The sequence below is a fragment of the Actinoplanes sp. NPDC049599 genome, from assembly GCF_044465625.1.
In the GTDB taxonomy this organism is placed as follows: Bacteria; Actinomycetota; Actinomycetes; order Mycobacteriales; family Micromonosporaceae; genus Actinoplanes.
In genome coordinates this window covers 48,960-72,655 of sequence record NZ_JBITLX010000001.1, presented here as the reverse complement: position 1 = coordinate 72,655, position 23,696 = coordinate 48,960, and the positions used below count along the sequence as shown (strand labels likewise).

Here is a 23,696-nt window from a genome sequence, read left to right as displayed (position 1 = left end):
CACACTTCTCGATCGATCGTCGCCCGGTCGCGGACGACGGACACGCGGACGTTCAACGTAACGCGCCGGACGAGCCTGCATTCCCCGGGCACGGAGAAGTCGGATGGTAACGGTCCGGCCACCGCATGCTTCCGACGGCGACACCGTACACCGGGAACAAGGCGTCGTGTCGGACACAATCTCCGAAGTTCATGCAGCTGCGCCGCCCGGCCACAGCCTTTCGGGTGCCGCGGCGGGCCGTTCGCCGACCAGCTCGGCGAGCCGGGCGAGACGCCTGCGACCTGCGATGACGTACGCCGGACCGGCCTGGACCGTGCCGGCGAGACCGAGCCGGGTCAGGGCCGCGTCCGCGACTTTGTCAAGATTCCCGTCGGGATCCAGACCCAGCGCGTACCCCTCCGGCCGCGGCGCCCCGGCCGCGGCAACCCAGAGCCGCAGCTGCGCCCCGGTCAGGAAGAGCCGGTCGCCGGCCGGCGGCCAGGCCCGGGCGAGCCCGTTCAACCTGCTGCTGTAGGCGGTCCGAACCTCAAAAGAAACGGTACGGGGCTCCGCGTTCACCTTCTTATCTACCGTCCCGGCTACGACGTCGGCCGGCTCGTCGGTGGTCGCGCTCTCCGGCCCGCCTCCGGCCGGGTCGTCGGCCGCCTCCGTCAGCTGCTCGGCCGGGTCGTCGGCCAGCTCCGGCGACTGCTCGGCCGGGTCGTCGGCCGGGTTCGGCGACTGCTCGGCCGGGTCCTCGGGCTGTTCCTCGGCGGCCGCCAGGGTCAGCTCCAGCGGCTCGGCCGTGAGTTCCGCCACGTGCTCGTCCGCCTCGTCGGGGGTCACCGGCGCCCAGGTGACCACCAAACCCCGCGCGACCAGCTCCTCGACCAGCACATGGACCCGCCACGCCGCGTCGACCCGCACGGCGACCCGGGCCGTACCGCCCATCCGGCCCAGCCGCCCCGGGCCGGTGAGCAGACCGGCCAGATCGGCCAGCGACTTCTCGGCCGCCTCCACCCCGAAGATCGACAGCTGCCGACCGGCGGGCACGGTCAGCGCGGCCCGACGCCGGCCCTTCGGGGTGGGCTGCACCGGCGCGGGCAGAACCTCACGCGGAATCAGCGGCCACCCCGGCTCGGTCATCGCAGAGCTGCCTTTGCGATGCCCTCATGGCCCTCGCGGTCACGGCCGTCGTCGACCGCCAGCCAGCGAGGCTCGGTGCAATCGGTCATCGCAGAGCTTCCTTTGCGATGCCCTCATGGCCCTCGCGGTCACGGCCGCGGCCGACCGCCAGCCAGCGACGCTCGGTGCAATCGGTCATGGCTGAGAGCGCTCCGTCATCGACATTCCGGCGCCTCGTCGAACGCCTGCTTCAGTTCTTCCGAGTCGAGCCGGCTGGTGTCCAGCTCGCTCTGCTTGTACTCGACGTTGAGGGTGTCGACCACCGAGCCGACCTTGCTGTAGAAGTCCTTCGACGGGCTGGTCGCCAGCGCCTCGATGCCGGCCCGGGCCCGCCCGTAGGCGTCGCGCATCGCGCCCAGCGAGGCCGCGAAGCTCTCGGCGACCTCTTTGCCCTGCTCGACGTCCGGCACGCCGGCCTTCTGCACCCCGGCCCGGGCCTTCTCGCTGGCCGACTCCGCGCCGCCGAAGAGCCGGGTCAGGTTCTCTTTCGCCTGCGCCGGGGTGGTCTCGGCGGTCATCTGCTGCTGGGTGCGGGTCGCCAGGGTGCCGATCTCCGAACGCCAGGGCGCGAGCACCGTGCAGACCGAGGCGGCCCAGGCGCGGGGCGCGGGACCGCCCGCGCAACCACCCACTGTCACGACGAGCGAGAGAACGAGGAGTAAGGGTGTGGTGCGGGCCGTGCGCATGGAGTGCAGCGTACGGCCAAGAGCTGGCGGAGGGCACCCAGCGAATGCCGGGTGCCCTCCGTCGACGTGCTCGGATCAGGCGCTGATCCGCTCGGACTTGGTCTCCGCGGTGGGGCTGGGCTCACCCATGGAGATGGGCTTGCGCTTGCTCCACACGACGGCACCCGCGACGATCAGCGCCGCGACCACCGCGAGGGTGATCCGCACCGGGTCGTTGGCGTCCGTACCGATGCTCAGGGTCACCACGGCCGGGGCGATCAGCAGCGACACCAGGTTCATGACCTTGAGCAGCGGGTTGATGGCCGGGCCGGCGGTGTCCTTGAACGGGTCACCCACCGTGTCGCCGATGACCGTGGCCGCGTGCGCCTCGGAGCCCTTGCCCCCGTACGCACCGTCCTCGACCAGCTTCTTGGCGTTGTCCCACGCGCCACCCGAGTTGGCCAGGAAGACAGCCATCAGGGTGCCCGCGCCGATCGCACCGGCCAGGTACGAGGCCAGCGCGCCGGCGCCCAGGCCGAAGCCCACCGCGATCGGCGCCAGGATCGCCAGCAGACCCGGGGTGAGCAGCTCACGCTGGGCGTCCCGGGTGCAGATGTCGACGACCTTGCCGTACTCGGGGCGCTGGGTGCGCTCCATGATGCCGGGGAACTCGCGGAACTGGCGGCGTACCTCCATCACGACCGCGCCCGCCGAGCGGGACACGGCGTTGATCGCCAGGCCGGAGAAGAGGAACACCACCGCGACGCCGATCAGGAGACCGACCACGTTGCGCGGGTCGGAGATGTTCAGCAGGCCGAGGATCTCCACGCCGATCCGGTCGGCCGAGATGCCCGCGTCCGCCAGCGACGACTGCAGGGTGTTCGTGTACGCCCCGAACAGCGCGGTCGCGGCCAGCACGGCCGTGGCGATCGCGATGCCCTTGGTGATCGCCTTGGTGGTGTTGCCCACCGCGTCGAGCTCGGTCAGGATCTGCGCGCCGTGCTCGTCGACGTCGCCGGACATCTCCGCGATGCCCTGCGCGTTGTCGGAGATCGGGCCGAAGGTGTCCATCGCGACGATGACGCCGACCGTGGTCAGCAGGCCGGTGCCGGCCAGCGCGACCGCGAACAGCGACAGCGTGATCGAGGCGCCGCCGAGCAGGTACGCGCCGAAGACGCCCGCACCGATCAGCAGCGCCGAGTAGACGGCCGACTCGAGGCCGACGCTGATGCCGGCGAGCACGACGGTGGCCGCGCCGGTCTGCGACGACTTGCCGATGTCCTGCACCGGCTTCTTCTGAGTCTCGGTGAAGTAGCCGGTCAGCGCCTGGATGGCGGCGGCCAGCACGATGCCGATGACAACCGCACCGATCGCGACCCACTGCGGGTTGCGACCGCTGTCGATCACGTCCTGGTCGATGCCCGCTTCGGCGCCGAAGCCGGCGAAGCTGTTCGGCAGGTAGACGAAGCTGACGATCGCCACGATGACCGCCGACAGCACGGCCGAGATGTAGAAGGCGCGGTTGATCGCCGTCAGGCCGCTCTTGTCCGAGGCCCGCAGCCGGGTGATGAACACGCCGACGATCGCGATCACCACGCCGACCGTGGAGACGATCAGCGGGAAGATCAGGCCGTCCTGGCCGAACGCGGCCTGGCCCAGGATCAGCGCCGCGACCAGCGTGACCGCGTACGACTCGAAGAGGTCGGCGGCCATGCCGGCGCAGTCGCCGACGTTGTCGCCGACGTTGTCGGCGATGGTGGCGGGGTTCCGCGCGTCGTCCTCGGGGATGCCCTGCTCGACCTTGCCGACCAGGTCGGCGCCGACGTCGGCGGCCTTGGTGAAGATGCCGCCGCCGACCCGCATGAACATGGCGAGCAGCGCGGCGCCGAAGCCGAAGCCCTCGAGCACGGTCGGGGCGTCGCCGCGGTAGATCATGACGACCAGCGCGCCACCGAACAGGCCCAGGCCGACGGTGAGGAAGCCGACCACGCCACCGGTGCGGAACGCGATACCCATCGCCTTCTCACGGCCGCCGGGCTCACCGGCCGCCGCGGCGACCCGCAGGTTGGCCCGGGTCGCGAGCGCCATGCCCGCGCCGCCGATGAACGAGCTGAAGACCGCGCCGACGATGAAGAACAGCGACCGACCGACCTTCACCGCGGTCTCGCTGTCGGTGTTGTGCACCGGCAGCAGGAACAGCAGCACCACCGCGATGACCACGAAGATGGCGAGGGTCTTGAACTGCCGGAACAGATACGCCGAAGCGCCTTCCTGCACCGCCCCCGCGATTTCTTGCATGTTGGTCGTGCCGCGGCCCGCGGAGAGCACCGACTTGACGAAGACAGCAGCGAAGGCCAGGGCCACCAGCGCGAAGGCGATCGCGACGATGACAAAGGTGACGTTCGAACTGCTGAGCGACCCCGCACTGCTTTCCGCAGCGAGGGTTATGGAGGTCCCGGACATCAATGTCCTCCTGTACACCGACCGCACCCGGGCAGTGGACGAAACTGCCGGGAGCACTCCCTGCTCGAGGAGACGACAACCCGGTCCCGCGGACGCGGGACCAGGGAGCAGTAATGGATTACCGGCGTACTGTAGCGGCCGAACGTGGTAATGGTCACACCTGGATCCGGCCGTGTCAGGGTGATGTTTACCGCTGTGTTAGCGCTTGGCACCCGAATCGGTTACGGCTTAGGCTCCGCCCCCCTGGTGGCGTTTTCCCATGCCTTGCGCCGAGCGGCGCGCTTTGTGCGCCGAGTGGTGATACCACCTCAGCGGCGGTGCACCGGCCAGACCATCCGGACCTCGGTGCCGGCCCCTTCGTCGACCGGGCGCACCTGCAGGTCGTCCACGAAGCCGGCGAGCAGGGCGAAACCCACGCCGGTGGTCAGCGCCTCGTCGGTGAGCGACTCGTCGGCCAGCTCGTCCGGCGGCAGCTTGGCCAGGCCCACGCTGGCCTCGATCGGGGCACGGTCGATCACGCGGACCGTGTACGCGTCGGTGTCGGACATCTCCACCATGACGAGATCGGGCAGGCCGTACTGGCGGTGCAGGGCGACCGCGCGGGTGCAGGCCTCACCGATCGCCAGCCGGACCTCGTCGAGCAACTCCTCGGCCACCCCCGCCCGCCGGGCCACCGCCACGCCCACCAGCCGAGCTGTGCGCACGTGAACAGGCGCCGGCGAGAACGACAGCCGAACCGTCGCCATCACGCCGTCGGGGGGGTGTCGTCGCGATCGCCGGCCGAAGTCGAGGTGGCCGCCTCGACGGAGGGGTAGATCGGGAACACCTGGTCGAGCGCGGTGATCCGGAAAATCTTGAGCAGCGGTTCCTTCGAGCACACCAGGCCGAAGGTGCCGTTCGCGGCGCGCAGCCGCTTCAGGGCGCCGACCAGCACACCCAGGCCGGTCGAGTCGAGGAAGTCAACGCGGGCGAGATCCACCACGACGTTGCGCGACCCACCGTCGACCAGTTCCACGAGCCGCTCACGCAGGCGCGGCGCGGTGTAGACGTCGACCTCACCACCGACGTCGAGCACCGTGTGCTCGCCGACAGTACGGGTCGTCAGCGACAGCTCCATCGGTCCTCCTCCCTCGGGGGCAAAGCCTTCAGGTAGCCGATCTCCACAGCGAATCTAACCACCGTCGCTCCAGCGCCGACGCGTCGCACCCTCCCGTCGTACCCGTTTGAGGTTCGGGGCATACCGATGTCACAGTGCAGACGTGACCACGACCGTCCCCGGCATTCCCGCCGCACGCGGTGCGTCGGCCACGCTCGGACCTGCGGAGTTGCTGCACCGGCTGCGCGCCCGCAGCGCCGATCCGGCCGGGATTTCCCCGGTCAAGCACGTGGAACAGGTGCCGGCCCGGCCCGGCCGCCCGGTGCCCTGGCCGGACTGGGCGGCGCCGCCCGTGGTCGCCGCGCTGGCCGGCCGCGGGATCGTCGAGCCCTGGGAGCACCAGGTGTCGGCGGCCGAGCTGGCCCGCGCGGGCAGCCACGTGGTGCTGGCGACCGGCACGGCGTCGGGCAAGTCGATGGCGTACCAGCTGCCCGCCCTGACCGCGCTGGTCGAGGACCCGCGCGCGACGGTGCTCTACCTGTCGCCGACCAAGGCGCTGGCGGCGGACCAGCTGCGCGCGCTGGTCCGGCTCGGCGTGGACGGGGTCCGGCCGGCCACATACGACGGTGACACCCCGCGCGAGGAGCGCGAATGGATCCGCCAGCACTCCCGCTTCGTGCTGACCAACCCGGACATGCTGCACCACGCGCTGCTGCCGGGCCACGCGCGCTGGGGCGCCTTCCTGCGCCGTCTCCGGTACGTGGTGATCGACGAGTGCCACACGTACCGCGGGGTCTTCGGCTCGCACGTGGCACACGTGCTGCGCCGCCTGCGCCGGGTCGCGGCCCGCTACGGCAGCGAGCCGACGTTCATCCTGGCGTCGGCGACCTCGGGCGACCCGGCGGAAGCGGCCGGCCGCCTCACCGGCCTGCCGGTCCGGGCGGTGACCGAGGACGCGTCACCACGCGGCGCGACGACCTTCGCGCTGTGGGAACCGCCGCTGCTGCCGCCCGAGCTCGACGACCTGGCGGCGGAACTGCCCCGGGTACGCCGCTCGGCGCTGAGCGAGACGGCCGACCTGCTCACCGACGCCGTGGTGGCGGGCACCCGGACGCTGGCGTTCGTCCGCTCCCGCCGCGGCGCCGAGGTGGTCGCCACGATGACCCGGCGCGCCCTGGACGAGGCGGTGCCGGGCCTGGGCGCCCGGGTGGCGGCCTACCGCGCCGGCTACCTGAAGGAGGACCGGCGCGCGATCGAACGGGCGCTGCTCACCGGCGACCTGCTGGCGCTGGCCTCCACGAACGCGCTGGAGCTGGGCGTCGACCTGGTGGGCCTGGACGCGGTGCTGATCTGCGGCTATCCGGGCACCCGGGCGTCGCTGTGGCAGCAGGCGGGCCGGGCCGGGCGGGCCGGGGGCGAGGCGCTGGCGGTGCTGGTGGCCCGGGACGACCCGCTGGACACGTACCTGGTGCACCACCCGGAGGCGCTCTTCGGCCGACCGGTCGAGGCGACGGTCCTGGACCCGACCAACCCGTACGTCCTGGGCCCGCAACTGTGCTGCGCGGCCGCGGAGGCCCCGCTCACGAAAACGGACCTGGACCTGTTCGGCGGCGCGCCGGCGCTGGCCGCGGTGCAGGCCCTGACCGAGTCGGGAGCCCTGCGCCGCCGCCCGTCGGGCTGGTACTGGACCCACCGCGGCCGCCCGGACGTGGACCTGCGCGGCACCGGCGGCGCCCCGGTCTCGGTTGTCGAGTCGGCAACCGGCCGGCTGCTGGGCACGGTCGACCAGGGCTCGTCCCACGCCATGCTGCACACCGGCGCGGTGTACCTGCACCAGGGCGTGTCGTACCTGGTGGACAACCTCGATCTGGCGGACGCGGTGGCCCTGGTCCACGCCGCGGAACCGGACTGGTCGACCCACGCCCGCGACGTGACGGACCTGTCGGTGGTCTCGATCCGCGAGTACGTGGACGCGGGCCCGGTCGGCCTGTTCCTGGGCGAGGTGGACGTGACCAACCAGGTGGTCTCGTACCAGCGCCGCCGGATCGGCTCCGGCGAGGTGATCGACACCCGCCCCCTCGACCTGCCACCCCGAGAACTGCGCACGGTGGCGGTCTGGTTCACGCTGTCGCCGAACCTGCTGGCAAGGTCGGGCGTGGAGCCGCCGGACGTGCCGGGAGCCCTGCACGCCGCGGAACACGCCGCGATCGGCCTGCTGCCGCTGATGGCGACGTGCGACCGCTGGGACATCGGCGGCCTCTCCACGGCGAACCACCAGGACACCGAGGCCCCGACGGTGTTCGTCTACGACGGCCACCCGGGCGGGGCGGGCTTCGCGGAACGCGCCTACGGAACGGCGGCGGCCTGGCTGCGGGCCACCCGGGAGGCGATCTCCAGCTGCGGGTGCGAAACCGGCTGCCCGTCCTGCGTCCAGTCCCCGAAGTGCGGCAACGGCAACAACCCCCTGGACAAGAGGGGCGCGGTCAAAGTGCTGGACGCGGTGCTGGCGGCCCTGCCCACTCATCCGGCGGGCACGGAAACCGGCCCGGCCCTCGCAGCAGCGGACGCGTAGCGGGTAAGACCGGGCAGGGGCGTCACGGTCACCTGCACCTCAACGACGATCTCCAAGCCGTCCACGCGGCAGGAGGTCAGCCGGGCATGATTCGCGTAGACGAGCCGCGCCGCCCGCTCGCAAGCGACGGCTGCACCCTCGACGGCCCGCGCCGCGCCGGCGAGGGCACCCAGGTCGGCGGCCGTCCGGGCCTGATGGCGGCCCACCCGCGCGGCACCGACAGCGGCTCCGGCAACCCCGGCGGCGACCAGCACCAGCCCGATCGCCAGCACGAAGATTGACGCCGCTCCGCGGTCGCACGCTCGTCCCCGAGCACACCAACTTCGCCTGCCGCCGGCTCGCGCTCCGAGCCCGGGTTCCGGTCCAGGATCACGACCGGGTTCCGGGTCGGGATTGCGTCTGGGTCTGCGGCCTCGGCCGGGTTCCGGGTCGGGACCGAGTTCAGGATCGGGACCGAGTTCGGGACCGGGACCGAGTTCGGGACCGGGTTCATAACCACCGCCGGGTCCAGGTCGGGTGGTTTTCATGGAACTGCGCCGATCAGGTCGGGTTCTCGAGCGGCGACCGCTTCGGCCCGTACCGTGATTGCTGGGAAGTGGCCACCCACGATCGGGACCGGGGCGCGGACCGTGACCGTCACCGTTTCCTCGCCTTCTGCCAGGGTGATCTGGGCGCCGGCCGGAGCGATCCGGGCCGCGGTCGTGATGCCCGGGCCGCCGCGGGCCGCGACCAGGGCGCCTTCGCGGGCGGCGTCCACGCAGCGGCCCTGGGCGGTGACCGCGCTGACCGCCGTCAGCCCGGCCAGCAGGAGCAGCATGAGCGCCGGCAGCCCGGCCGCCAGTTCGGCGGTGAACGCACCCCGGTCGCAGCCGAGCGCCCGCAGGCGGCCGGGCCACCGGCGCCCGCTCACTTCAGGGCCCCGTTGATCACGCCGGTCAGCGAGGCTTGCACGCTGGGGCTGCTGAGGACCTTGAGCAGGACGCCGGCAAACGCGACGGCGGCAAGCGTGCCGACCGCGTACTCGGCGGTGTTCATGCCGTCGTCGCCCCGCAGGCCGGCCAGGCGGACGATGAGTCTGCGCACGTGGTTCTCCTTCTTGTGGTGGGTTGTCACAGGACGTCGCCGAGGACGGCGACCACGACCGGCACCAGGCCGGCGAGCACAAAGGCGGGCAGAAAGCAGAGCCCGAGCGGCAGCACGATGAGGACGCCGGCCCGGTGCGCGGCCGCCTCGACGGCCACCGAACGGTCCCCGCGCAGGTCGTCGGCGAGCCGGGTCAGGGCGCCGGCCAGCGCTCCCCCGCTGGCGCTGGACCGGACGGCCGCCGCGACGAGCCGGTCGGCGCCGGGCACCTCAGCGAGGTGCGCCCACGCCTCGGCCGGCTCCGCGCCCAGCCGCAGCGACCGGCCGACCCGATCGAGCCGTTCGCCGAGCGGCCCGCCGAGCACGGCGGCGACGGCCGACACCGACCGGTCGACGGGCGCGCCCGCGCGCAGGACCGCGGCGAGCAGATCCGCGCCCAGCGGCAGGTCGGCGACCGCCCGCAGCCGCGCCGCCCGCACCTCGGCCGGCTCGCGGCGCCGCAGGAACTGGTCGACCCCGACCCCGGCGGCGACCCCGAACGGCACGGCCCACCAGCTGCCGACCACCGCCACCACCGCAAGCCCCGCGGCTGCGGCGATGACAACCCGCGGGCTCCGGCCGCGCCGGGGCTCACGCAGCCGCGAGAGTCGGCGGCTGACCGCGCGCCGCCGGACGACCGACAGGCCGAGCAGCCCGGCAACGGCGGCCAGCCCGAGCAGCGTCATCAAGGGATCACCTCGACAGCGGACATGGCGAACCCGGAATCCCCGGGAACGGCGGCCACCAGAGACTCCCGACGCCGGGGACAGGGCGCAGGGGTCGCATCCGGCGCCTGCGCGGCTTGCAGCAGGGCGGCGGCGCAACAGAGCCGGAACGGCACCTGAGCCGGCCCACCGAGCCGCAGGAACTCAGCGGCGCCACACAGAGGCTCGGTCATCGGGCCGGGCCGTTCGCGAGGCGGTCGGCCCACAGCAGGCCCGCTCCTTGCAGCAGGACGGCGGCAACCGCGCACAGCCCGCCCAGCGGCGTGCGCAGCAGCACGTGCAAGGGGTCGGTGCCGATGCCGTACCCGAGGCCGATGCCACCGATCGGCAAAGCCGCGAGCAGCAGGGCCGTCGCCCTGGCACCCGCCGCCTGAGCCGCCGCGGTGGCCCGGGACCGGTCGCCGGCCCGGGCGTCGGCCTCGATCCGCTCGACCAGATCGGCGGCGGGCGCGCCGGTTTGCTCGGCCAGCCGCCACACGGCCGCGGTGAGCTCGGCCAGCCGCGCCTCCGGCGGGTCGACGACGGCTCCGCTTCCGGGCAGTGTGCCCTGGGCGGGACCCACCGCGAGGCCCGCCCGCAGGTCCGCGGCGAGCGCGTTCAGGTCGTCCAGGCTGCGGGACCGTGCCACCGCGGCCCGACGATGCGCGGCGCGACGCACTGCGGCTCGGGCTCCGAGCGCGCCGTACAGGGCAAGCACGAGCGCCGCGACCGGACCGCCCAGCAACAGGCCGACCGTCGCGCCGAGCAGCACGGCAGCGCCTACTGCCCGTCGTGGCGATCCCTCGACGAGCGCGTGGATCTGGGACCACAGCCGGCGAAGGTCGACGGCGTGCCATGGGAGTGGTCGCCGGCCCTGGAGCCGCCGGAGCACCGTGCCCGCCGGCCAGGCCGCCACGGTCGCCGCGGCTGCCAGCAGCAGGATCGCGAACGCCCACGCCGGCCCGCTCACGACCGCACTCCCCCGGCCTGGAGGATCGGCGGAACGGCGACACCGCGGTCGGCCAGGTGCCGGGCCAGCGTCGCCGCGCCCGGGCCCGCTCCCCGCCCGAGCTGCCAGGCGGGTACGACGGTCACCAGCCGCTGGTCCCCCGCCGGCAGCAGCACTCCCACCGACTCCAGGACCCGGCCACGCTCGGTACGCCGCACCTGCAACACCACCTGCAGCGCCGCCAGCACCTGCGCATGCAACGCCGCCCGCGGCAGCCCACCGAGCATCCCCAGCGCCTCCAACCGGGCCGGTACGTCCGCCGGCGCATTCGCGTGCAGCGTCCCCGCCCCGCCCTCGTGCCCGGTGTTCAGCGCCCCGAGCAGGTCGACGATCTCGGCGCCCCGGCACTCGCCGACCACCAGCCGGTCCGGCCGCATCCGCAGCGCCTGCCGCACCAGATCGGTGAGCCCGACCGCGCCGGCGCCCTCGACATTCGCGGTGCGCGCCTGCAACGCCACCACGTGCGGATGCACCGGCCGCAACTCCGCGGCGTCCTCAACCAGCACGATCCGTTCGGTGGGCGGTACGAGCCCGAGCAGCGTGCCGAGCAGCGTCGTCTTGCCCGAACCCGTGCCACCGGTGACGAGGTACGCCAGCCGCGCAGCCACGACAGCGGCGAGCAGCGGAGCCAGCCCCGCGGGCACCGTGCCGTGCTCAACCAGTTCACCGAGGCTGAACGGCCGCTGCCGGAACGTCCGCAACGACAGGTACGGCCCACTGGTAGCCACCGGCGGCAGAACCGCATGCAGCCGGGTGCCGTCGGCGAGCCGGGCATCGGCATACGGCTGACCGTCGTCCAGCCGCCGCCCGCAAGCCGCCGCGAGCCGCTGGGCCAGCCGCCGCACATCATCGGGGTCGCCCAGGGTGACCGCCGCACGCTCCAGCCCGGCGCCCCGGTCCACCCAGACCTGCACTCCGTTGACCAGCACGTCCGTGACCGTCGGATCGGCCAGCAGCGGCGCCAGCGGCCCGGCACCGACGAGTTGGTCGTGCACCCGGCCGGCCAGCCGGAGCACGACGGTGTCACCGAGCACCTCCGCGCCCGGCTCGGCGCGCACCGCGGAGACCACAGCGGCCGGAGTCGCCTCCACACCGTCGGCGGCAAATCGCCGCCGCACCCGCTCGGCAACCTCTGCCGACCCGCCCCTGCCCGAGCCACTCCCGCCCGGCCCAAGCTGAGCCGCAGCCGACCCAGCGCGGCCCACAGCCGGACCAGGCCGACCAACGGCCCGGTAAGCCGGACCAAGCGGAACCAAAGGACCCGACAACGCATGCCGGCCGACCGCACCGGACCAAGGCGGCGTGCTCACGCGGCCACCCCCGCCCGGTCAGCACCCATCAGCTGCCGGATCAGCCGCTTGCAGAGCTCCGCCAACGGCCCTCGCCCGTCAGCCGCCGGCGCATCACCCCGCTCCAACGCCTGGCAGATTGCCGCCTCAGGCCGCAGCGATCCCGCCAGCGGGAGCCCTATCGAGCGAGCCACCTCGCGCGCTTTCAGCTTCCCGGGCGCCGGCCCGCGGACCACCACCGCCAGGTTCTCGCAGTGCGTCCGGAGCACCGCCGCGATCCGGGCCGCCGACGCCGTCGCCCGCAGCTCGGCCGGCACGATCATGATTGCCTGGTCGGCGGCTTCCAGGGCCAGCGTGGCCGCGTCGTCGAGCTGGCGGGGCAGGTCCGCGATGATCACGTCGCGGCCTCGGCGGGCGGCGTCGAGCGTTGCCGCCATCGCCTCGCCGGGCACCGGGAGCACCTCGTCGCGGGCGAACGACAGCAGCACCAGGTCGCCTCGGTGCGGCAGTGCCTTGAGCAGCGCCGGTGGGTCAACCCGGCCGCCCGTTCCGGCGAGGGCCGGCCAGCGCAGGCCGGACATGCCCTCCCAGCCGAGCACCAGGTCCAGGCCGCCGCCGGCCGGGTCGGCATCGACGAGCAGGGTGCGGTGGCCCTCGCTGACCGCGGTCACCGCCAGGGCGGCCGCCAGGATGCTCGCTCCCGCGCCGCCTCGGCCGCCGATCACCGCGAGGACCCGGCCGGGTGCTGCCGGGGCGGCGCGTTCCGCGAAGCGGTCGACCAGCCACGGCTCGGCAGTGGGGAGCTCGGCCAGGTGTTCGGCGCCGAGGCTGCGGGCGGCCTCCCAGACCGCTCCGAGGGCCGCGGTGTGGCCCACGACGACCGTGCGAGGGCGGCGAGGCAGGCGGGCGTGCAGGCAGGCCACGGCCTGGTCGGCGCCGATCATCACCAGCGGGGCCGTGGCGAAGCGGGGCCGGGCCGACGCGGGGTCCGGGGCGACGTCGACCTCGGTGCCACCGGCCGCGGCGAGGCGGAGCAGGTCGTCCAGCAGGTCCGGGTCGGCGGTCACGACGAGCGGCAGGCGCGGTCCGGAACGGACGGGGGTGCGGGCTGACATCGCGGCTCCACGGGTACGACGGGCGGGTTGGGCGCCCACAGTCGCGTCCCGGCGCGGCACCGCTCAACCGGCTCGGCGCCGTTCTGTGGATAACCCCGGTGCTGTGGACAACGCACACTGCGGCCGTTGATCTGCTATCGCGGCCAGGTCGCGCAGCCGATACATAGGGGGTGAGAAGCCAGGGGGTTGGGTATGTTGGTGCCGACCCGGACCGATGGAGAGTTGGCATGGAGCACCCGACTGAGTGCACGCTCGGCGATGACGGCACGGCACTCGTGGCCGTCCTGGGAGAGATCGACTTCTCCAATGCCGACGAGGTCGCCCAGGCGCTCCGGGATGTCGTCGCCGAATGGTCCCCGCCGGTGCTGCGGGTCGACCTCCGCGCGGCCACCTTCATCGACTCGACCGGCCTCGGCGCACTGATCGAGGGTTATCGGGCGGCGGCCGAGCGTGATATCGGCTTCGTCGTGGTGAACCCGAATCCGGGATTCCGCCGGGTGCTGACCGTGACCGGGCTGTGCGAGCTCTTCGGCATGACCGACCAGGAAGACCTCGCCGACGAGGAAAGCTCCCTGAGCTCGACAACCGGCGCATAGCCAACCAGCGAAGCAACCAGCGCGGGAAATTTGACGCGCGGCTCAACGCGGGTTGACTCTGCGAGTGAGAACTGACTCCACCTGCGATCTGCCGTGACGATGACAGAGCCAGACAAGGGATGCAGCAATTGTTGGCGCGCCTGGGCTTGCTCGCAATGTTTGACACCGACATGATGCTGGCGTGGGAGTCGACTACTTCTGGCGGCGAGTCGCCGAGGGCGATGTAGACGGACTTGGCGCCGCTGAACTGTATGAGGTTGTGCCGTATTGGTTTGACGCGTCCTTTGAATATGAGAGCGACGCCGGGATCACGGTGGGCACGACGGACACCGCCGCCCTGATGGACAAGCTTCTTCGGCTTGGCGCCGGCGGCGGCGCGGACGCGGAGAGTGCCTGGCTCACCGTGGACGGCGCTGACGGAGTGGAGGACGACATGGTCGGCGTGCTGACCGGCGCGCAGGTTGTCGCGGTGGCCGACTTCCTGTCACGAGCACAGCCGGCAACCTGGGTACACCGATTTCGCGCGGAACTGTCCGACACTGCGCAGGACGTGGGGTACAGCCGGCCGTTCGACGACGAATGGGCGCAAGCGCTCGTCCGGGACACCGAGGAACTGACTGCTTTGTTCGCCAAAGCAGCCTCAGCCAACGAATCCGTCATAGTAAAGGTCGTCGCCTAGGCCCCTCGCGATTGTATGGGGAAGCTGGCCCACGTCGTGATGAGGCGCCGTCCGCATCTCGGCATGAGAGGAAGGCGCGCGGTGCCTCCGTGCCGGATGCCAACGCCGCCGAGACGCGCGGTTCGTCCCCGGGTGTAGTAGCGCACGCCGAGCGGATGTATACGAATCACGGCGAATCCGTCGCGGCGTAACGTGCTCAGGCTTCGTCAGCGTCGTCGAGGTGGGGTCGCTTCTCACGGATCCACGCGTCGACGTCCTCAGTCTCCCAGACCTGGCCCATTGCAAGATGCGCGATCGGTTCGGGGAAGTCGCGGCGACTGGTGATTTGGTAGGCGCGTTGGCGGGTGACCTTAAGGCGGTTGGCGATCTCTGCCGCGCCCATGACCCTCAGCTTCCCCACGACGATCACGCTATGCGGCGGAGGGCGCGAGGGTCCGTCGGGAGGCGCGCGACAGTACGCCGCGATCGTCGGCAATCCCCCGAGAGGAGTTCTTCGGGCAACTGCTTCCCGCCGTGCCGATCCGGCATCGGGCCATCGTCTGCCTGGCTGCAGGGCAGGGTTGCGGTGGGGCGAGTGTGCCGGGCTGACGGGGGGGGCACTCGACCTCAGCGCGGGCACGGTCCGCGTGGTCCAGGTCGCCGAGGAGACTCCGAAGGGTGTGACCCTGCGGCCGTACCCGTAGACCAAGGCCGGAGTCCGCACGACGCCACTCCCCGGCTTCCTGAGGGCAGAGCTGACCGCCCACCTCGGGCGCCTGGCCGAGCGGCCGGCGCTGACCGACCTGGTGTTCCCGACGCGGTACGGCACGCCGGTGCTGCGGGGCAACTTCCGGCGGCACGTCTGGAGCCTGGCGCTCGCGCGGTCCGGGCTGCCGACAACGCTGCGGTTCCACGATCTGCGCCATTCGTACGCGACGTGACTGGTCACGGACGGCGTGCCCATCAACGTCATTCAGCGGGTCATGGGCCACGCGAACGCGTCCACCACCCTCAACCGGTACACCCACGCCCCGGCGGACTACGCGGACCGCGTACGGGCCGCTTTCGAGGCCGCTGACGATCCGCTGACTTTCCGGCCCCGGACCGCCCGGACGACGATGACGACGGGAGCACACCAGTGCCGCTACCTGCATAGGAACGCCGATCGGGGGTCGGCGCGGAGATGGGAACGACCCCCGACGGGGGAGTCGGGGGCCGTTCTGGGATTCGGCTCCGGGGGGGTCGAGCCGAATCGGACCCAGTGATCGCGGGGGGCGCAACCACCGGGAACCTCGGTGGGGAAGTTGTGCGCACCGACGGGCTCCGGCCGGTGTTCTCTGAGACAACATGAATCCCAGTCGCCCCACAAGCATGCCTCAGGAGCGCGCCACCGTCGAGTACCCAGGGTGACCGGCTCCGGGTACGCGGGTATTTTCGGCCCGTCGCGGGCCGACCCGACCGGCCCGGTGCGGGTTGCGGCTACACTTTCGGCCCGTGGGCCAGAGCGCCGCCTTCTTCGACCTAGACAAGACCGTCATCGCCAAGTCCAGTGCGCTGGCCTTCGGACGGCCGTTCTATCGCGATGGGCTGATCAGTCGCCGGGACGTGGTGAAGTCCGCCTACGCCCAGCTGATGTACCGGCTGGGCGGCGCGGACGAGCAGGCCATGGCCCGCACCCGCGACTACCTCGCCGCGCTGTGCAAGGGCTGGAAGGTCGAGCAGGTCCAGCAGATCGTGGCGGAGACCCTGCAAGAGCTGATCAACCCCTACGTGTACGCCGAGGCCGCTGTGCTGATCGGCGAGCACCAGGCGGCCGGTCGTGACGTGGTGCTGGTCTCGGCGTCCGGCGATGAGATGGTCCGGCCGATCGGGGCGTTGCTCGGGGTCACCGACATCATCGCCACCCGGATGGGCATCGTCGACGGGCGGTACAGCGGCGAGGTCGAGTTCTACGCGGCCGGCCCGCGCAAGGTCGACGGCATCCGCGAACTGGCCGACGAGCGCGGATACGACCTCGCGGAGTGTTACGCGTATTCGGATTCGAGCAGTGATCTGCCCTTGCTGGAGGCGGTCGGGCATCCCAGCGTGGTCAACCCGGACCGGACGCTGCGCCGGGTCGCCCTGGAGCGGTCCTGGCCGGTGCTGGAGTTCCGTCACCCCGTACCGCTGGGGCGCAGGCTGCGCGAACGCCCGGCTGTGCCGGTGGCAGCGGCCGCGCTCGGCGTCGGGGTGGGGGTGGCGATCGGGATCGCCATCTACGGCCGGCACCGGCGCACCCGCGCCGCGCTCACCTGAGCCCGCACATGGGTCTGACTAATTCCTTACGTGGCTTTCGCCCGGTAGAACCCTGGTGATCAAGGACGGCTGCGCGTAGAAAGAAGGAGCGGGACCTGGCAACGGGAACCGTGCACGGCCACCGGGAACCCACGCGCGATCAGCCACGGCAGGCACGTTGCGGCGGCACCTCATCAGGACTGTCGACAACGACCCAGGAGCACGCTTGATAACCCGGTAGGACGCGCGAAGCGACGGCGCCTCACTCGTGAGGCGCCGTCCTCACGTCCGGGGTCAGGCCGGCGCGACCGCCGCCAGGTGGCGCTCCCGCAGTTCGCGGTAGACCGCCCGGAAGACCTGCGGCCGGGAATGGAAGTCGACCCCCTGCGCCCACAGCTCGGTGTTCACCGTCGCGCCGTCGCGGCGCTCGATCAGTACGGTCATGCCGCCCTGCAGCTCCCAGCTCCCGATCTTGCGGGTGTGCTGATGCAGCCGGACCTGGGCGATCTGCTCCCACCGCATCGTCCGCGACCACAGCAGTCCCCGGATGCGCACGCCCGCCGGCCCGACGTACACGCCCATCTCGCGGATCCGCCAGCCGCCCACCACCCAGACCGTCGCGATGACCGTCGCCAGGATGCGGATGCCGGGGCCGGCCAGACCGAACTGTTCGACGGTGCTCCAGCCGAGCAGCGCGAGCGCGACCGCCTCCCAGCCGATCACCAGCCAGCGGCCGGTGCCCGGTGTGTACGGACGCTTCCACTCGTCTCCCACCCCGTCGAGTATGCCAACCCGAGCGGACAATCGGGCGAGGTGCTACGTACCCGAAGGGGCGAGCACGGCGTCGCCGATCTCCGCGATCTCGTCGGCGCCCGCGGACACCGCTGCCGCGTAGTGCCGCAGCCACGACCGCACGCCGTCGGGCGTGCCGGTGGCGTAGGCCCCCGCGGCGCCCACGTACTCCGGTTCGCGGGCCAGGTGCCCGACCTCGACGCCGACCAGGCCGCGGGCGTCGAAGCCCCGGCCGATCAGGGTGAGCCGGGCCGCCGCCCGCGCGACGATCCCGGCCGGCCCGGCGAACGGCTTCAGCGTCAGCAGCTCGGCGTGCACCACGGCGGCGAGCAGCAGCGGCGGGGTGCGTTCGTTGCCGGCCACGAGCCCGGCCAGCGCGTCGATCCGGTCGGCGCCGCTCGCCAGCCGGCCGAGTTCGGGCTCCGGCACCACGCCACGGGCCGCCAGCACGTGCAGCCGGGCGAGCACCTGACGCGGCGCCCGGGGCCACAGGTCGACCAGGCCACCCACTGCCTCGGCGACCCGCAGGGCACCCTGGAGCACCGGGTCGGTGACCGTGCCGGCGCGTACCTCCTCCAGGTCGTACCGATGCTCTTCGAGGGCCGCGCTGGCCACCGCCGCCCGCAGGCTCACCTCGGCGGCCACCTGGCCGCCGTTGCGGCGCAGCGCGCGGTGCCGCAGCGCGGCGTCCACCCGCTCGCGTGCGGCGGTGAAGGCGGGCTCGACGTCGGCGAGCGCGAGCAGCGGGGCGAGTGGATCGGAAGTCACGGGCCAACCGTAGCCGGAAAAAGGTCGGAAACACGGGATGCGCGAATGGGCTCGGAAGTGGAAGTATTCGCGCAGTACCGAGCACGCCGCGCCCGTTCGGCGCGGCCAGATGGCGCTACAGCTTGCAACTCTCGCCGGGCTCCCCCGGCAGAACTAGTGTTCACACGAAGCGACCGGTCATGGCAGAGGAGCCGCCCTCATGAGCGAGACACTGGAGAACTTGTACTCGGAGACGCGGACGTTTCCGCCGCCGGCCGAGCTTGCCGCGAACGCCAACGTCGAGGCCGAGGCCTATCGGCAGGCCGACGAGGACCGGCTGGGGTTCTGGGAACAGCAGGCGCGCCGGCTCAGCTGGGCCAAGCCGTGGGACGAGGTGCTCGACTGGTCGAACGCGCCGTTCGCCAAGTGGTTCGTCGGCGGCGAGCTGAACATCGCCTACAACTGCGTGGACCGGCACGTCGAGGCCGGCCGGGGCGACAAGGTCGCCATCCACTGGGAGGGCGAGCCGGGCGACACCCGCACGATCACGTACGCGGACCTGCTCAAGAGCGTCAGCCAGGCGGCGAACACGCTGACCGAGCTCGGCGTGACGGCCGGCGACCGGGTGGCCATCTACCTGCCGATGATCCCCGAGGCGGCGGTCGCGATGCTGGCCTGCGCCCGGATCGGCGCCCTGCACAGCGTGGTCTTCGGCGGCTTCTCCGTCGATGCGCTCGCCACCCGCATCCAGGACGCCGACTGCAAGCTGGTGATCACGGCCGACGGCGGCTACCGGCGTGGCAAGCCCTCGGCGCTCAAGCCGACCGTGGACGAGGCCGTGGCGCAGTGCCCGAGCATCGAGCACGTGCTGGTCGTCCGCCGCACCGGCGAGGACGTCGCCTGGGGCGAGAAGGACCGGTGGTGGCACGAGACCGTCGAGCAGGCCGACGACAAGCACGAGGCGCAGGCGTTCGACTCCGAGCACCCGCTGTTCATCCTCTACACCTCGGGTACGACCGGTAAGCCCAAGGGCATCCTGCACACCACCGGCGGATACCTGACCCAGGTCTCGTACACCCACCACGCGGTCTTCGACGTCAAGCCGGAGACCGACGTCTACTGGTGCACCGCGGACATCGGCTGGGTCACCGGCCACTCGTACATCGTCTACGGGCCGCTGTCGAACGGCGCCACCCAGGTCATGTACGAGGGCACCCCGGACACCCCGCACCGCGGCCGGTTCTGGGAGATCGTCGACAAGTACAAGGTCAGCCTGCTCTACACCGCGCCCACCCTCATCCGCACGATGATGAAGTGGGGCGACGACATCCCGGCCAAGTACGACCTGTCCTCGCTGCGCATCCTCGGCAGCGTCGGCGAGCCGATCAACCCCGAGGCCTGGATGTGGTACCGCGAGCACGTCGGCCACGACAACGCCCCCATTGTGGACACCTGGTGGCAGACCGAGACCGGCGCGATGATGATCTCGCCGCTGCCCGGGGTGACCGCGTCGAAGCCCGGTTCGGCGATGACCCCGCTGCCCGGCATCTCCGCCGACGTGGTCAACGACGAGGCCGAGTCGGTGCCCGACGGCGGTGGCGGCTTCCTGGTGCTGCGCGAGCCGTGGCCGTCGATGCTGCGCGGGATCTGGGGTGACGACCAGCGCTTCAAGGACACGTACTGGTCGCGCTTCGGCAAGGGTGCGGGCGCCGGCGACGAATGGGTCTACTTCGCCGGCGACGGCGCGAAGAGGGACGACGACGGCGCGCTGTGGCTGCTCGGCCGGGTCGACGACGTCATGCTGATCTCCGGGCACAACATCTCGACCACCGAGGTGGAATCCGCGCTGGTGTCGCATCCGTCGGTCGCCGAGGCGGCCGTGGTGGGTGCGACCGACCCGACCACCGGCCAGGCAATCGTGGCATTCACCATTCCTCGCGGCAATGTGGACACTTCGGGTGAGGCCGGCGAGAAACTGATCCAGGATCTGCGTAACCACGTCGCCAAGAAGCTCGGCCCGATCGCCAAGCCGCGGCAGATCATGCTCGTCGCCGAACTGCCGAAGACCCGTTCTGGCAAGATCATGCGGCGGCTGCTGAAGGACGTCGCGGAGAACCGCTCGCTGGGCGACGTCACGACCCTGCAGGACTCGGCCGTGATGGACCTGATCTCGTCGGGCATGCAGGCGGGTAAGTCCGAAGACTGAGACACCTATCTATTAACGGCGGCAGGCCTGCGATTGTAGGGTCTGCCGCCGTTTCATGTGCACAGTCCACTTTCGGGCTTTTGCCGGTGCTTGCATTATGGCAAAACCATAATGCGTAACCATCGCTCATCAATATCTCCCACCCCTTCCAAGACATCGGTCCGTTTGCATACGTTCACGTGAGCCTCGAATCCGAGGCCGGTTTACCGCCGTCCGCTGCACCCCAGCGCTCGGTCACGTCAACGGAGGTACACGTAGTGCGCAAGGTGGTCGTGGGACTGCTCGGCGCCGCGATGGTCACCAGTGTCGGGGTCATGCTCCCCGGTGGTGCCAACGCCGCCCCGCCAGTGGATCCAGCGCCGGTCGCAAAGGCCGATGCCAACGCAGCACCCGTCGATGATCTGCCCAACCCGCTCGAGGACAAGCGGCGGGCCCTGCGCGAGCAGGCCGTCGCCGACGTGGTGAGCGGCAAGGCCAAGGCGGTGACGAAGGACGGCAGCTCGGTCGTCAAGGTCGGACGGACGCAGGGCTCGGGCACGAGCAACCGCACCGTCGCCAAGTCCGGCCAGGACCAGTACGTCGAGGTCGGCCGCGAGAAGACCGACCGGATCTTCGTGATCCTCACCGAGTTCGGCAACGAGCGCAGCCCGAACTACCCGGACAAGGACACCAACCCCGCGATCCCGGGGCCGGCCCGCTTCGACGGTCCGCTGCACAACGAGATCCCCGAGCCGAACCGCTCCGTGGACAACTCGACGGTGTGGCAGGCGGACTACTCGGCGGACTTCTACCGCAACCTGTACTTCGGTGAGGGCACGGGCGTCGAGTCGGTCAAGACCTACTTCGAGACCCAGTCCTCCGGCCGGTACAGCGTCGACGGCGAGGTCACCGACTGGGTGAAGGTGCCGTTCAACGAGGCCCGCTACGGCCGCTCGAACGACCTGCCCACCGACGCCAACGGCGACGACCCGGCCGTCTGCGCGAGCCAGGTCTGCAACAACACCTGGGCCCTGGTCCGCGACGCCGCCAACGTGTGGGTCGCCAACCAGAAGGCCGCCGGGCGCACCGACGCCCAGATCGCCGCCGACATGAAGTCGTTCGACCAGTACGACCGTTACGACTTCGACGGCGACGGCGACTTCAACGAGTCGGACGGCTACATCGACCACTTCCAGATCGTCCACTCCGGCGGCGACCAGGCCGACGGTGACCCGTACCAGGGTGAGGACGCCATCTGGAGCCACCGCTGGTACGCCTTCGGCACCGACCAGGGTCGCACCGGCCCGGCCGGCAACCTGCTCGGCGGCACCCAGATCGGCACCACCGGCATCTGGATCGGCGACTACACGATCCAGCCCGAGAACGGCGGCCTGAGCGTCTTCGTCCACGAGTACGGCCACGACCTCGGCCTGCCGGACGACTACGACACCTCCGGTGGCGGCGACAACAACAACGAGCACTGGACTCTGATGGCGCAGAGCCGGCTCAGCGCCAAGGAGGACCAGGGCATCGGCACCCGCCCCGGCGACTTCGGGGCCTGGAACAAGCTGCAGCTCGGCTGGCTCGACTACGAGACCGTCGTGCCCAGCCAGAAGAAGACCCTCCAGCTCGGCCCGCAGGAGTACAACACCGCGAAGGCCCAGGCCGCCGTGGTGGTGCTGCCGGACAAGGAGGTCGCCACCGACCTCGGTGCCCCGTTCGCGGGCGCCGGTCAGTTCTTCTCCGGTAACGCGGACGACCTGAACACCTCGATGAGCAAGGCGATCGACCTCACCGGCAAGACGACGGGCGCGGTCACCCTCAAGGGCCGCTACGAGATCGAGGTCGACTACGACTACCTCTACTTCGAGGCCTCGACCGACGGTGGCACGACGTGGACCCGCCTCAACGGCACGGTCAACGGCGCTGCCTTCCCGACGGACGCCAGCGGCACGCCGTCGCTGACCGGCAGCACGGGTGGCGCGTGGGTCGACATCGCGGTGCCGCTGAACGCCTACGCCGGCAAGAAGATCGACTTCCGGCTGCACTACCTGACGGACGGCGGTGTCTCCGAGGGCGGCTTCTTCGGCGACGACGTCACCGTCACCGCGGACGGCGCGACCGTCTCCACCGACGGTGCCGAGGGTGCCAGCACCTGGGCCCTGAACGGCTTCACCATCGTCGGCGGCACCTCGATCGAGACGTTCGACAACTTCTACATCGCCGGCCACCGCAGCTACGTGTCGTACGACAAGTACCTGAAGACCGGCCCGTACTTCTTCGGTTACCTCCCGACATTGCCGGACAAGGTGGACCACTACTCGTACCAGGAGGGTCTGCTGATCTCCTACTGGGACACGTCGCAGGTCGACAACAACACCAACGTCCACCCGGGCAGCGGCCGCAACCTGTACATCGACAGCCGCCCGGCGCCGTTCTACAACCTCGAGGGGCTGCCCTGGCGGGCCCGCATCCAGGTGTACGACGCGCCGTTCAGCCTGAAGAAGGCGGACTCGTTCACGCTGCACATCAACGGCAAGGCCAGCTACATCCGGGGCCAGGCCGCGCAGCCGCTGTTCGACGACACCAAGAAGTACTTCTACGACGAGCTGCCGAACCACGGCGTCAAGCTCCCCGCCGTCGGCGTCAAGATCAAGGTGGTCGACGTCAACGGGACCTCGATGAAGGTCAAGTTCGGCTGATCCACCCGTAACAAACACGGCGCCCGGGGAGTCCACTCCCCGGGCGCCGTCGTGTCGGAACCAAGGAGGATCGGTGCACGTCCCAGTCATCGTGAAGAAAATCGGGTTTGTCGTCCTTTTCCTGCTCTCCGGGTGTGCCGCCGGCGGCGAGCTCCCGAGCGGCGCGGAGCCCGCGAGCGCCCTGCCGACACTGAGCGCACCCACGGCGCCACCGAGCGAACCGACCGACGACACCAAGGCGACCACGGTCATCGTCGGCACGGTCAGCCGCGGCGGATCGGGACCGTGCTACAGCCTCGTCACCGACGACGGAGTCCAATATGCCCTCTATGAAGCCAAGGGTCGCGCATTGTCGACCGGCATTCGGATTACCGTCGACGCGGTGCCGTCCCGGTTACGGATCGACTGCGGACCGGGAACTCTCGTCGAGGTCAAGACGCTGACACCGCTGCGCTGAGCGCGAACAACATAAAGATCTCAATTCTTTTGTTGCCAGCACTTCCATACATCTGACTGTTTGCATACGTTCACGTGAGCCCCGAA

23 protein-coding genes are annotated in these 23,696 nt (G+C 71.2%); 8 read left to right on the top strand and 15 right to left on the bottom strand.

Annotation, left to right across the window (positions count from 1 at the left end; translation table 11 throughout):
- Positions 1-189: 189 nt before the first annotated feature.
- The 5 genes from ACIBQZ_RS00325 to ACIBQZ_RS00305 all read right to left on the bottom strand — a co-directional run bounded on the left by ACIBQZ_RS00325 (position 190) and on the right by ACIBQZ_RS00305 (position 5,409).
- Entirely contained in the window at positions 190-1,125 is a 936-nt protein-coding gene (locus ACIBQZ_RS00325) for a hypothetical protein (RefSeq protein ID WP_396086258.1), read from the bottom strand.
- A 194-nt stretch (positions 1,126-1,319) separates the two neighbouring features.
- Positions 1,320-1,850 carry a hypothetical protein gene (locus tag ACIBQZ_RS00320; RefSeq protein ID WP_396086257.1) on the bottom strand — a complete coding sequence of 177 codons (531 nt, stop codon included), beginning with the start codon at positions 1,848-1,850 and terminating at the stop codon, positions 1,320-1,322.
- 75 nt (positions 1,851-1,925) lie between these two features.
- The gene (locus ACIBQZ_RS00315) at positions 1,926-4,292 is read right to left on the bottom strand and encodes a sodium-translocating pyrophosphatase (RefSeq protein WP_396086256.1); all 2,367 of its coding nucleotides are present in this window, start codon (positions 4,290-4,292) and stop codon (positions 1,926-1,928) included.
- A gap of 308 nt (positions 4,293-4,600) precedes the next feature.
- Positions 4,601-5,041 (bottom strand): ATP-binding protein, encoded by a 441-nt coding sequence (locus tag ACIBQZ_RS00310; protein ID WP_396086255.1) that lies wholly within the window; start codon positions 5,039-5,041, stop codon positions 4,601-4,603.
- Positions 5,038-5,409 (bottom strand): STAS domain-containing protein, encoded by a 372-nt coding sequence (locus ACIBQZ_RS00305; protein WP_396086254.1) that lies wholly within the window; start codon positions 5,407-5,409, stop codon positions 5,038-5,040. The genes ACIBQZ_RS00310 and ACIBQZ_RS00305 overlap by 4 nt, the downstream gene beginning before the upstream one ends.
- A gap of 142 nt (positions 5,410-5,551) precedes the next feature.
- On the opposite strand from ACIBQZ_RS00305, the gene ACIBQZ_RS00300 reads away from it, so the two are divergent.
- Positions 5,552-7,960 (top strand): DEAD/DEAH box helicase, encoded by a 2,409-nt coding sequence (locus tag ACIBQZ_RS00300; RefSeq protein WP_396086252.1) that lies wholly within the window; start codon positions 5,552-5,554, stop codon positions 7,958-7,960.
- Here the strand turns inward: ACIBQZ_RS00300 and ACIBQZ_RS00295 are convergent.
- The 7 genes from ACIBQZ_RS00295 to ssd form a co-directional block, all read right to left on the bottom strand.
- Positions 7,909-8,238, bottom strand: coding sequence for an Rv3654c family TadE-like protein (locus ACIBQZ_RS00295; RefSeq protein WP_396086783.1), 330 nt, complete (start codon positions 8,236-8,238; stop codon positions 7,909-7,911). The genes ACIBQZ_RS00300 and ACIBQZ_RS00295 overlap by 52 nt on opposite strands.
- A gap of 245 nt (positions 8,239-8,483) precedes the next feature.
- Positions 8,484-8,870 carry a TadE family type IV pilus minor pilin gene (locus ACIBQZ_RS00290; protein WP_396086250.1) on the bottom strand — a complete coding sequence of 129 codons (387 nt, stop codon included), beginning with the start codon at positions 8,868-8,870 and terminating at the stop codon, positions 8,484-8,486.
- Positions 8,867-9,043, bottom strand: coding sequence for a DUF4244 domain-containing protein (locus ACIBQZ_RS00285; protein ID WP_396086249.1), 177 nt, complete (start codon positions 9,041-9,043; stop codon positions 8,867-8,869). Before ACIBQZ_RS00285 ends, ACIBQZ_RS00290 begins: the two co-directional genes overlap by 4 nt.
- 26 nt (positions 9,044-9,069) lie before the next feature.
- Positions 9,070-9,768 (bottom strand): type II secretion system F family protein, encoded by a 699-nt coding sequence (locus ACIBQZ_RS00280; protein WP_396086248.1) that lies wholly within the window; start codon positions 9,766-9,768, stop codon positions 9,070-9,072.
- 208 nt (positions 9,769-9,976) lie between these two features.
- Positions 9,977-10,756, bottom strand: a complete 780-nt coding sequence (locus ACIBQZ_RS00275; protein WP_396086247.1) for a hypothetical protein — start codon at positions 10,754-10,756, stop codon at positions 9,977-9,979.
- Positions 10,753-11,913 (bottom strand): TadA family conjugal transfer-associated ATPase, encoded by a 1,161-nt coding sequence (locus tag ACIBQZ_RS00270; RefSeq protein ID WP_396086245.1) that lies wholly within the window; start codon positions 11,911-11,913, stop codon positions 10,753-10,755. The genes ACIBQZ_RS00275 and ACIBQZ_RS00270 overlap by 4 nt, the downstream gene beginning before the upstream one ends.
- Before the next feature lie 188 nt (positions 11,914-12,101).
- Entirely contained in the window at positions 12,102-13,199 is a 1,098-nt protein-coding gene (ssd, locus tag ACIBQZ_RS00265; protein ID WP_396086244.1) for a septum site-determining protein Ssd, read from the bottom strand.
- Positions 13,200-13,426: 227 nt separating this feature from the next.
- On the opposite strand from ssd, the gene ACIBQZ_RS00260 reads away from it, so the two are divergent.
- Positions 13,427-13,795 (top strand): STAS domain-containing protein, encoded by a 369-nt coding sequence (locus ACIBQZ_RS00260; protein ID WP_396086243.1) that lies wholly within the window; start codon positions 13,427-13,429, stop codon positions 13,793-13,795.
- Positions 13,796-13,976: 181 nt separating this feature from the next.
- Positions 13,977-14,474: a hypothetical protein gene (locus ACIBQZ_RS00255; RefSeq protein WP_396086241.1), complete on the top strand. Its 498-nt coding sequence runs from the start codon at positions 13,977-13,979 to the stop codon at positions 14,472-14,474.
- A 196-nt stretch (positions 14,475-14,670) separates the two neighbouring features.
- Here the strand turns inward: ACIBQZ_RS00255 and ACIBQZ_RS00250 are convergent, their stop codons facing one another.
- Positions 14,671-14,856, bottom strand: a complete 186-nt coding sequence (locus ACIBQZ_RS00250; RefSeq protein WP_396086240.1) for a DNA-binding protein — start codon at positions 14,854-14,856, stop codon at positions 14,671-14,673.
- A gap of 403 nt (positions 14,857-15,259) precedes the next feature.
- On the opposite strand from ACIBQZ_RS00250, the gene ACIBQZ_RS00245 reads away from it, so the two are divergent.
- Both ACIBQZ_RS00245 and ACIBQZ_RS00240 read left to right on the top strand, forming a co-directional pair.
- On the top strand, positions 15,260-15,394 hold the full coding sequence (locus ACIBQZ_RS00245; RefSeq protein WP_396086239.1) for a hypothetical protein: 135 nt from the start codon (positions 15,260-15,262) through the stop codon (positions 15,392-15,394).
- Between the two features lie 553 nt (positions 15,395-15,947).
- Positions 15,948-16,748: an HAD family hydrolase gene (locus ACIBQZ_RS00240; RefSeq protein WP_396086237.1), complete on the top strand. Its 801-nt coding sequence runs from the start codon at positions 15,948-15,950 to the stop codon at positions 16,746-16,748.
- 273 nt (positions 16,749-17,021) lie between these two features.
- Here ACIBQZ_RS00240 and ACIBQZ_RS00235 read toward each other — a convergent pair whose 3' ends face one another.
- Together ACIBQZ_RS00235 and ACIBQZ_RS00230 are read right to left on the bottom strand one after the other, a co-directional pair.
- A complete protein-coding gene (locus ACIBQZ_RS00235; RefSeq protein ID WP_396086236.1) occupies positions 17,022-17,501 on the bottom strand; it encodes a PH domain-containing protein in 480 nt (159 codons plus the stop codon).
- Positions 17,502-17,543: 42 nt separating this feature from the next.
- The gene (locus tag ACIBQZ_RS00230) at positions 17,544-18,287 is read right to left on the bottom strand and encodes an oxidoreductase (protein ID WP_396086235.1); all 744 of its coding nucleotides are present in this window, start codon (positions 18,285-18,287) and stop codon (positions 17,544-17,546) included.
- Positions 18,288-18,486: 199 nt separating this feature from the next.
- Here ACIBQZ_RS00230 and acs point away from each other — a divergent pair, with 199 nt between their 5' ends.
- From acs to ACIBQZ_RS00215, 3 genes are all read left to right on the top strand, one after another.
- Complete coding sequence (gene acs, locus ACIBQZ_RS00225; protein WP_396086234.1) at positions 18,487-20,472, top strand: acetate--CoA ligase; 1,986 nt, start codon at positions 18,487-18,489, stop codon at positions 20,470-20,472.
- 272 nt (positions 20,473-20,744) lie between these two features.
- The gene (locus tag ACIBQZ_RS00220; protein ID WP_396086782.1) at positions 20,745-23,153 is read left to right on the top strand and encodes an immune inhibitor A domain-containing protein; all 2,409 of its coding nucleotides are present in this window, start codon (positions 20,745-20,747) and stop codon (positions 23,151-23,153) included.
- Positions 23,154-23,226: 73 nt separating this feature from the next.
- Positions 23,227-23,610 carry a hypothetical protein gene (locus ACIBQZ_RS00215; RefSeq protein WP_396086233.1) on the top strand — a complete coding sequence of 128 codons (384 nt, stop codon included), beginning with the start codon at positions 23,227-23,229 and terminating at the stop codon, positions 23,608-23,610.
- The last annotated feature ends 86 nt before the right edge of the window (positions 23,611-23,696 follow it).

Excerpts from the sequence above, each read along its gene's own strand:
- ACIBQZ_RS00325 (WP_396086258.1), bottom strand. The coding sequence starts at position 1,125 with ATGACCGAGCCGGGGTGGCCGCTGATTCCGCGTGAGGTTCTGCCCGCG.
- ACIBQZ_RS00320 (WP_396086257.1), bottom strand. The coding sequence starts at position 1,850 with ATGCGCACGGCCCGCACCACACCCTTACTCCTCGTTCTCTCGCTCGTC.
- ACIBQZ_RS00315 (WP_396086256.1), bottom strand. The coding sequence starts at position 4,292 with ATGTCCGGGACCTCCATAACCCTCGCTGCGGAAAGCAGTGCGGGGTCG.
- ACIBQZ_RS00305 (WP_396086254.1), bottom strand. The coding sequence starts at position 5,409 with ATGGAGCTGTCGCTGACGACCCGTACTGTCGGCGAGCACACGGTGCTC.
- ACIBQZ_RS00280 (WP_396086248.1), bottom strand. The coding sequence starts at position 9,768 with ATGACGCTGCTCGGGCTGGCCGCCGTTGCCGGGCTGCTCGGCCTGTCG.
- ssd (WP_396086244.1), bottom strand. The coding sequence starts at position 13,199 with ATGTCAGCCCGCACCCCCGTCCGTTCCGGACCGCGCCTGCCGCTCGTC.
- ACIBQZ_RS00260 (WP_396086243.1), top strand. The coding sequence starts at position 13,427 with ATGGAGCACCCGACTGAGTGCACGCTCGGCGATGACGGCACGGCACTC.
- ACIBQZ_RS00250 (WP_396086240.1), bottom strand. The coding sequence starts at position 14,856 with ATGGGCGCGGCAGAGATCGCCAACCGCCTTAAGGTCACCCGCCAACGC.
- acs (WP_396086234.1), top strand. The coding sequence starts at position 18,487 with ATGAGCGAGACACTGGAGAACTTGTACTCGGAGACGCGGACGTTTCCG.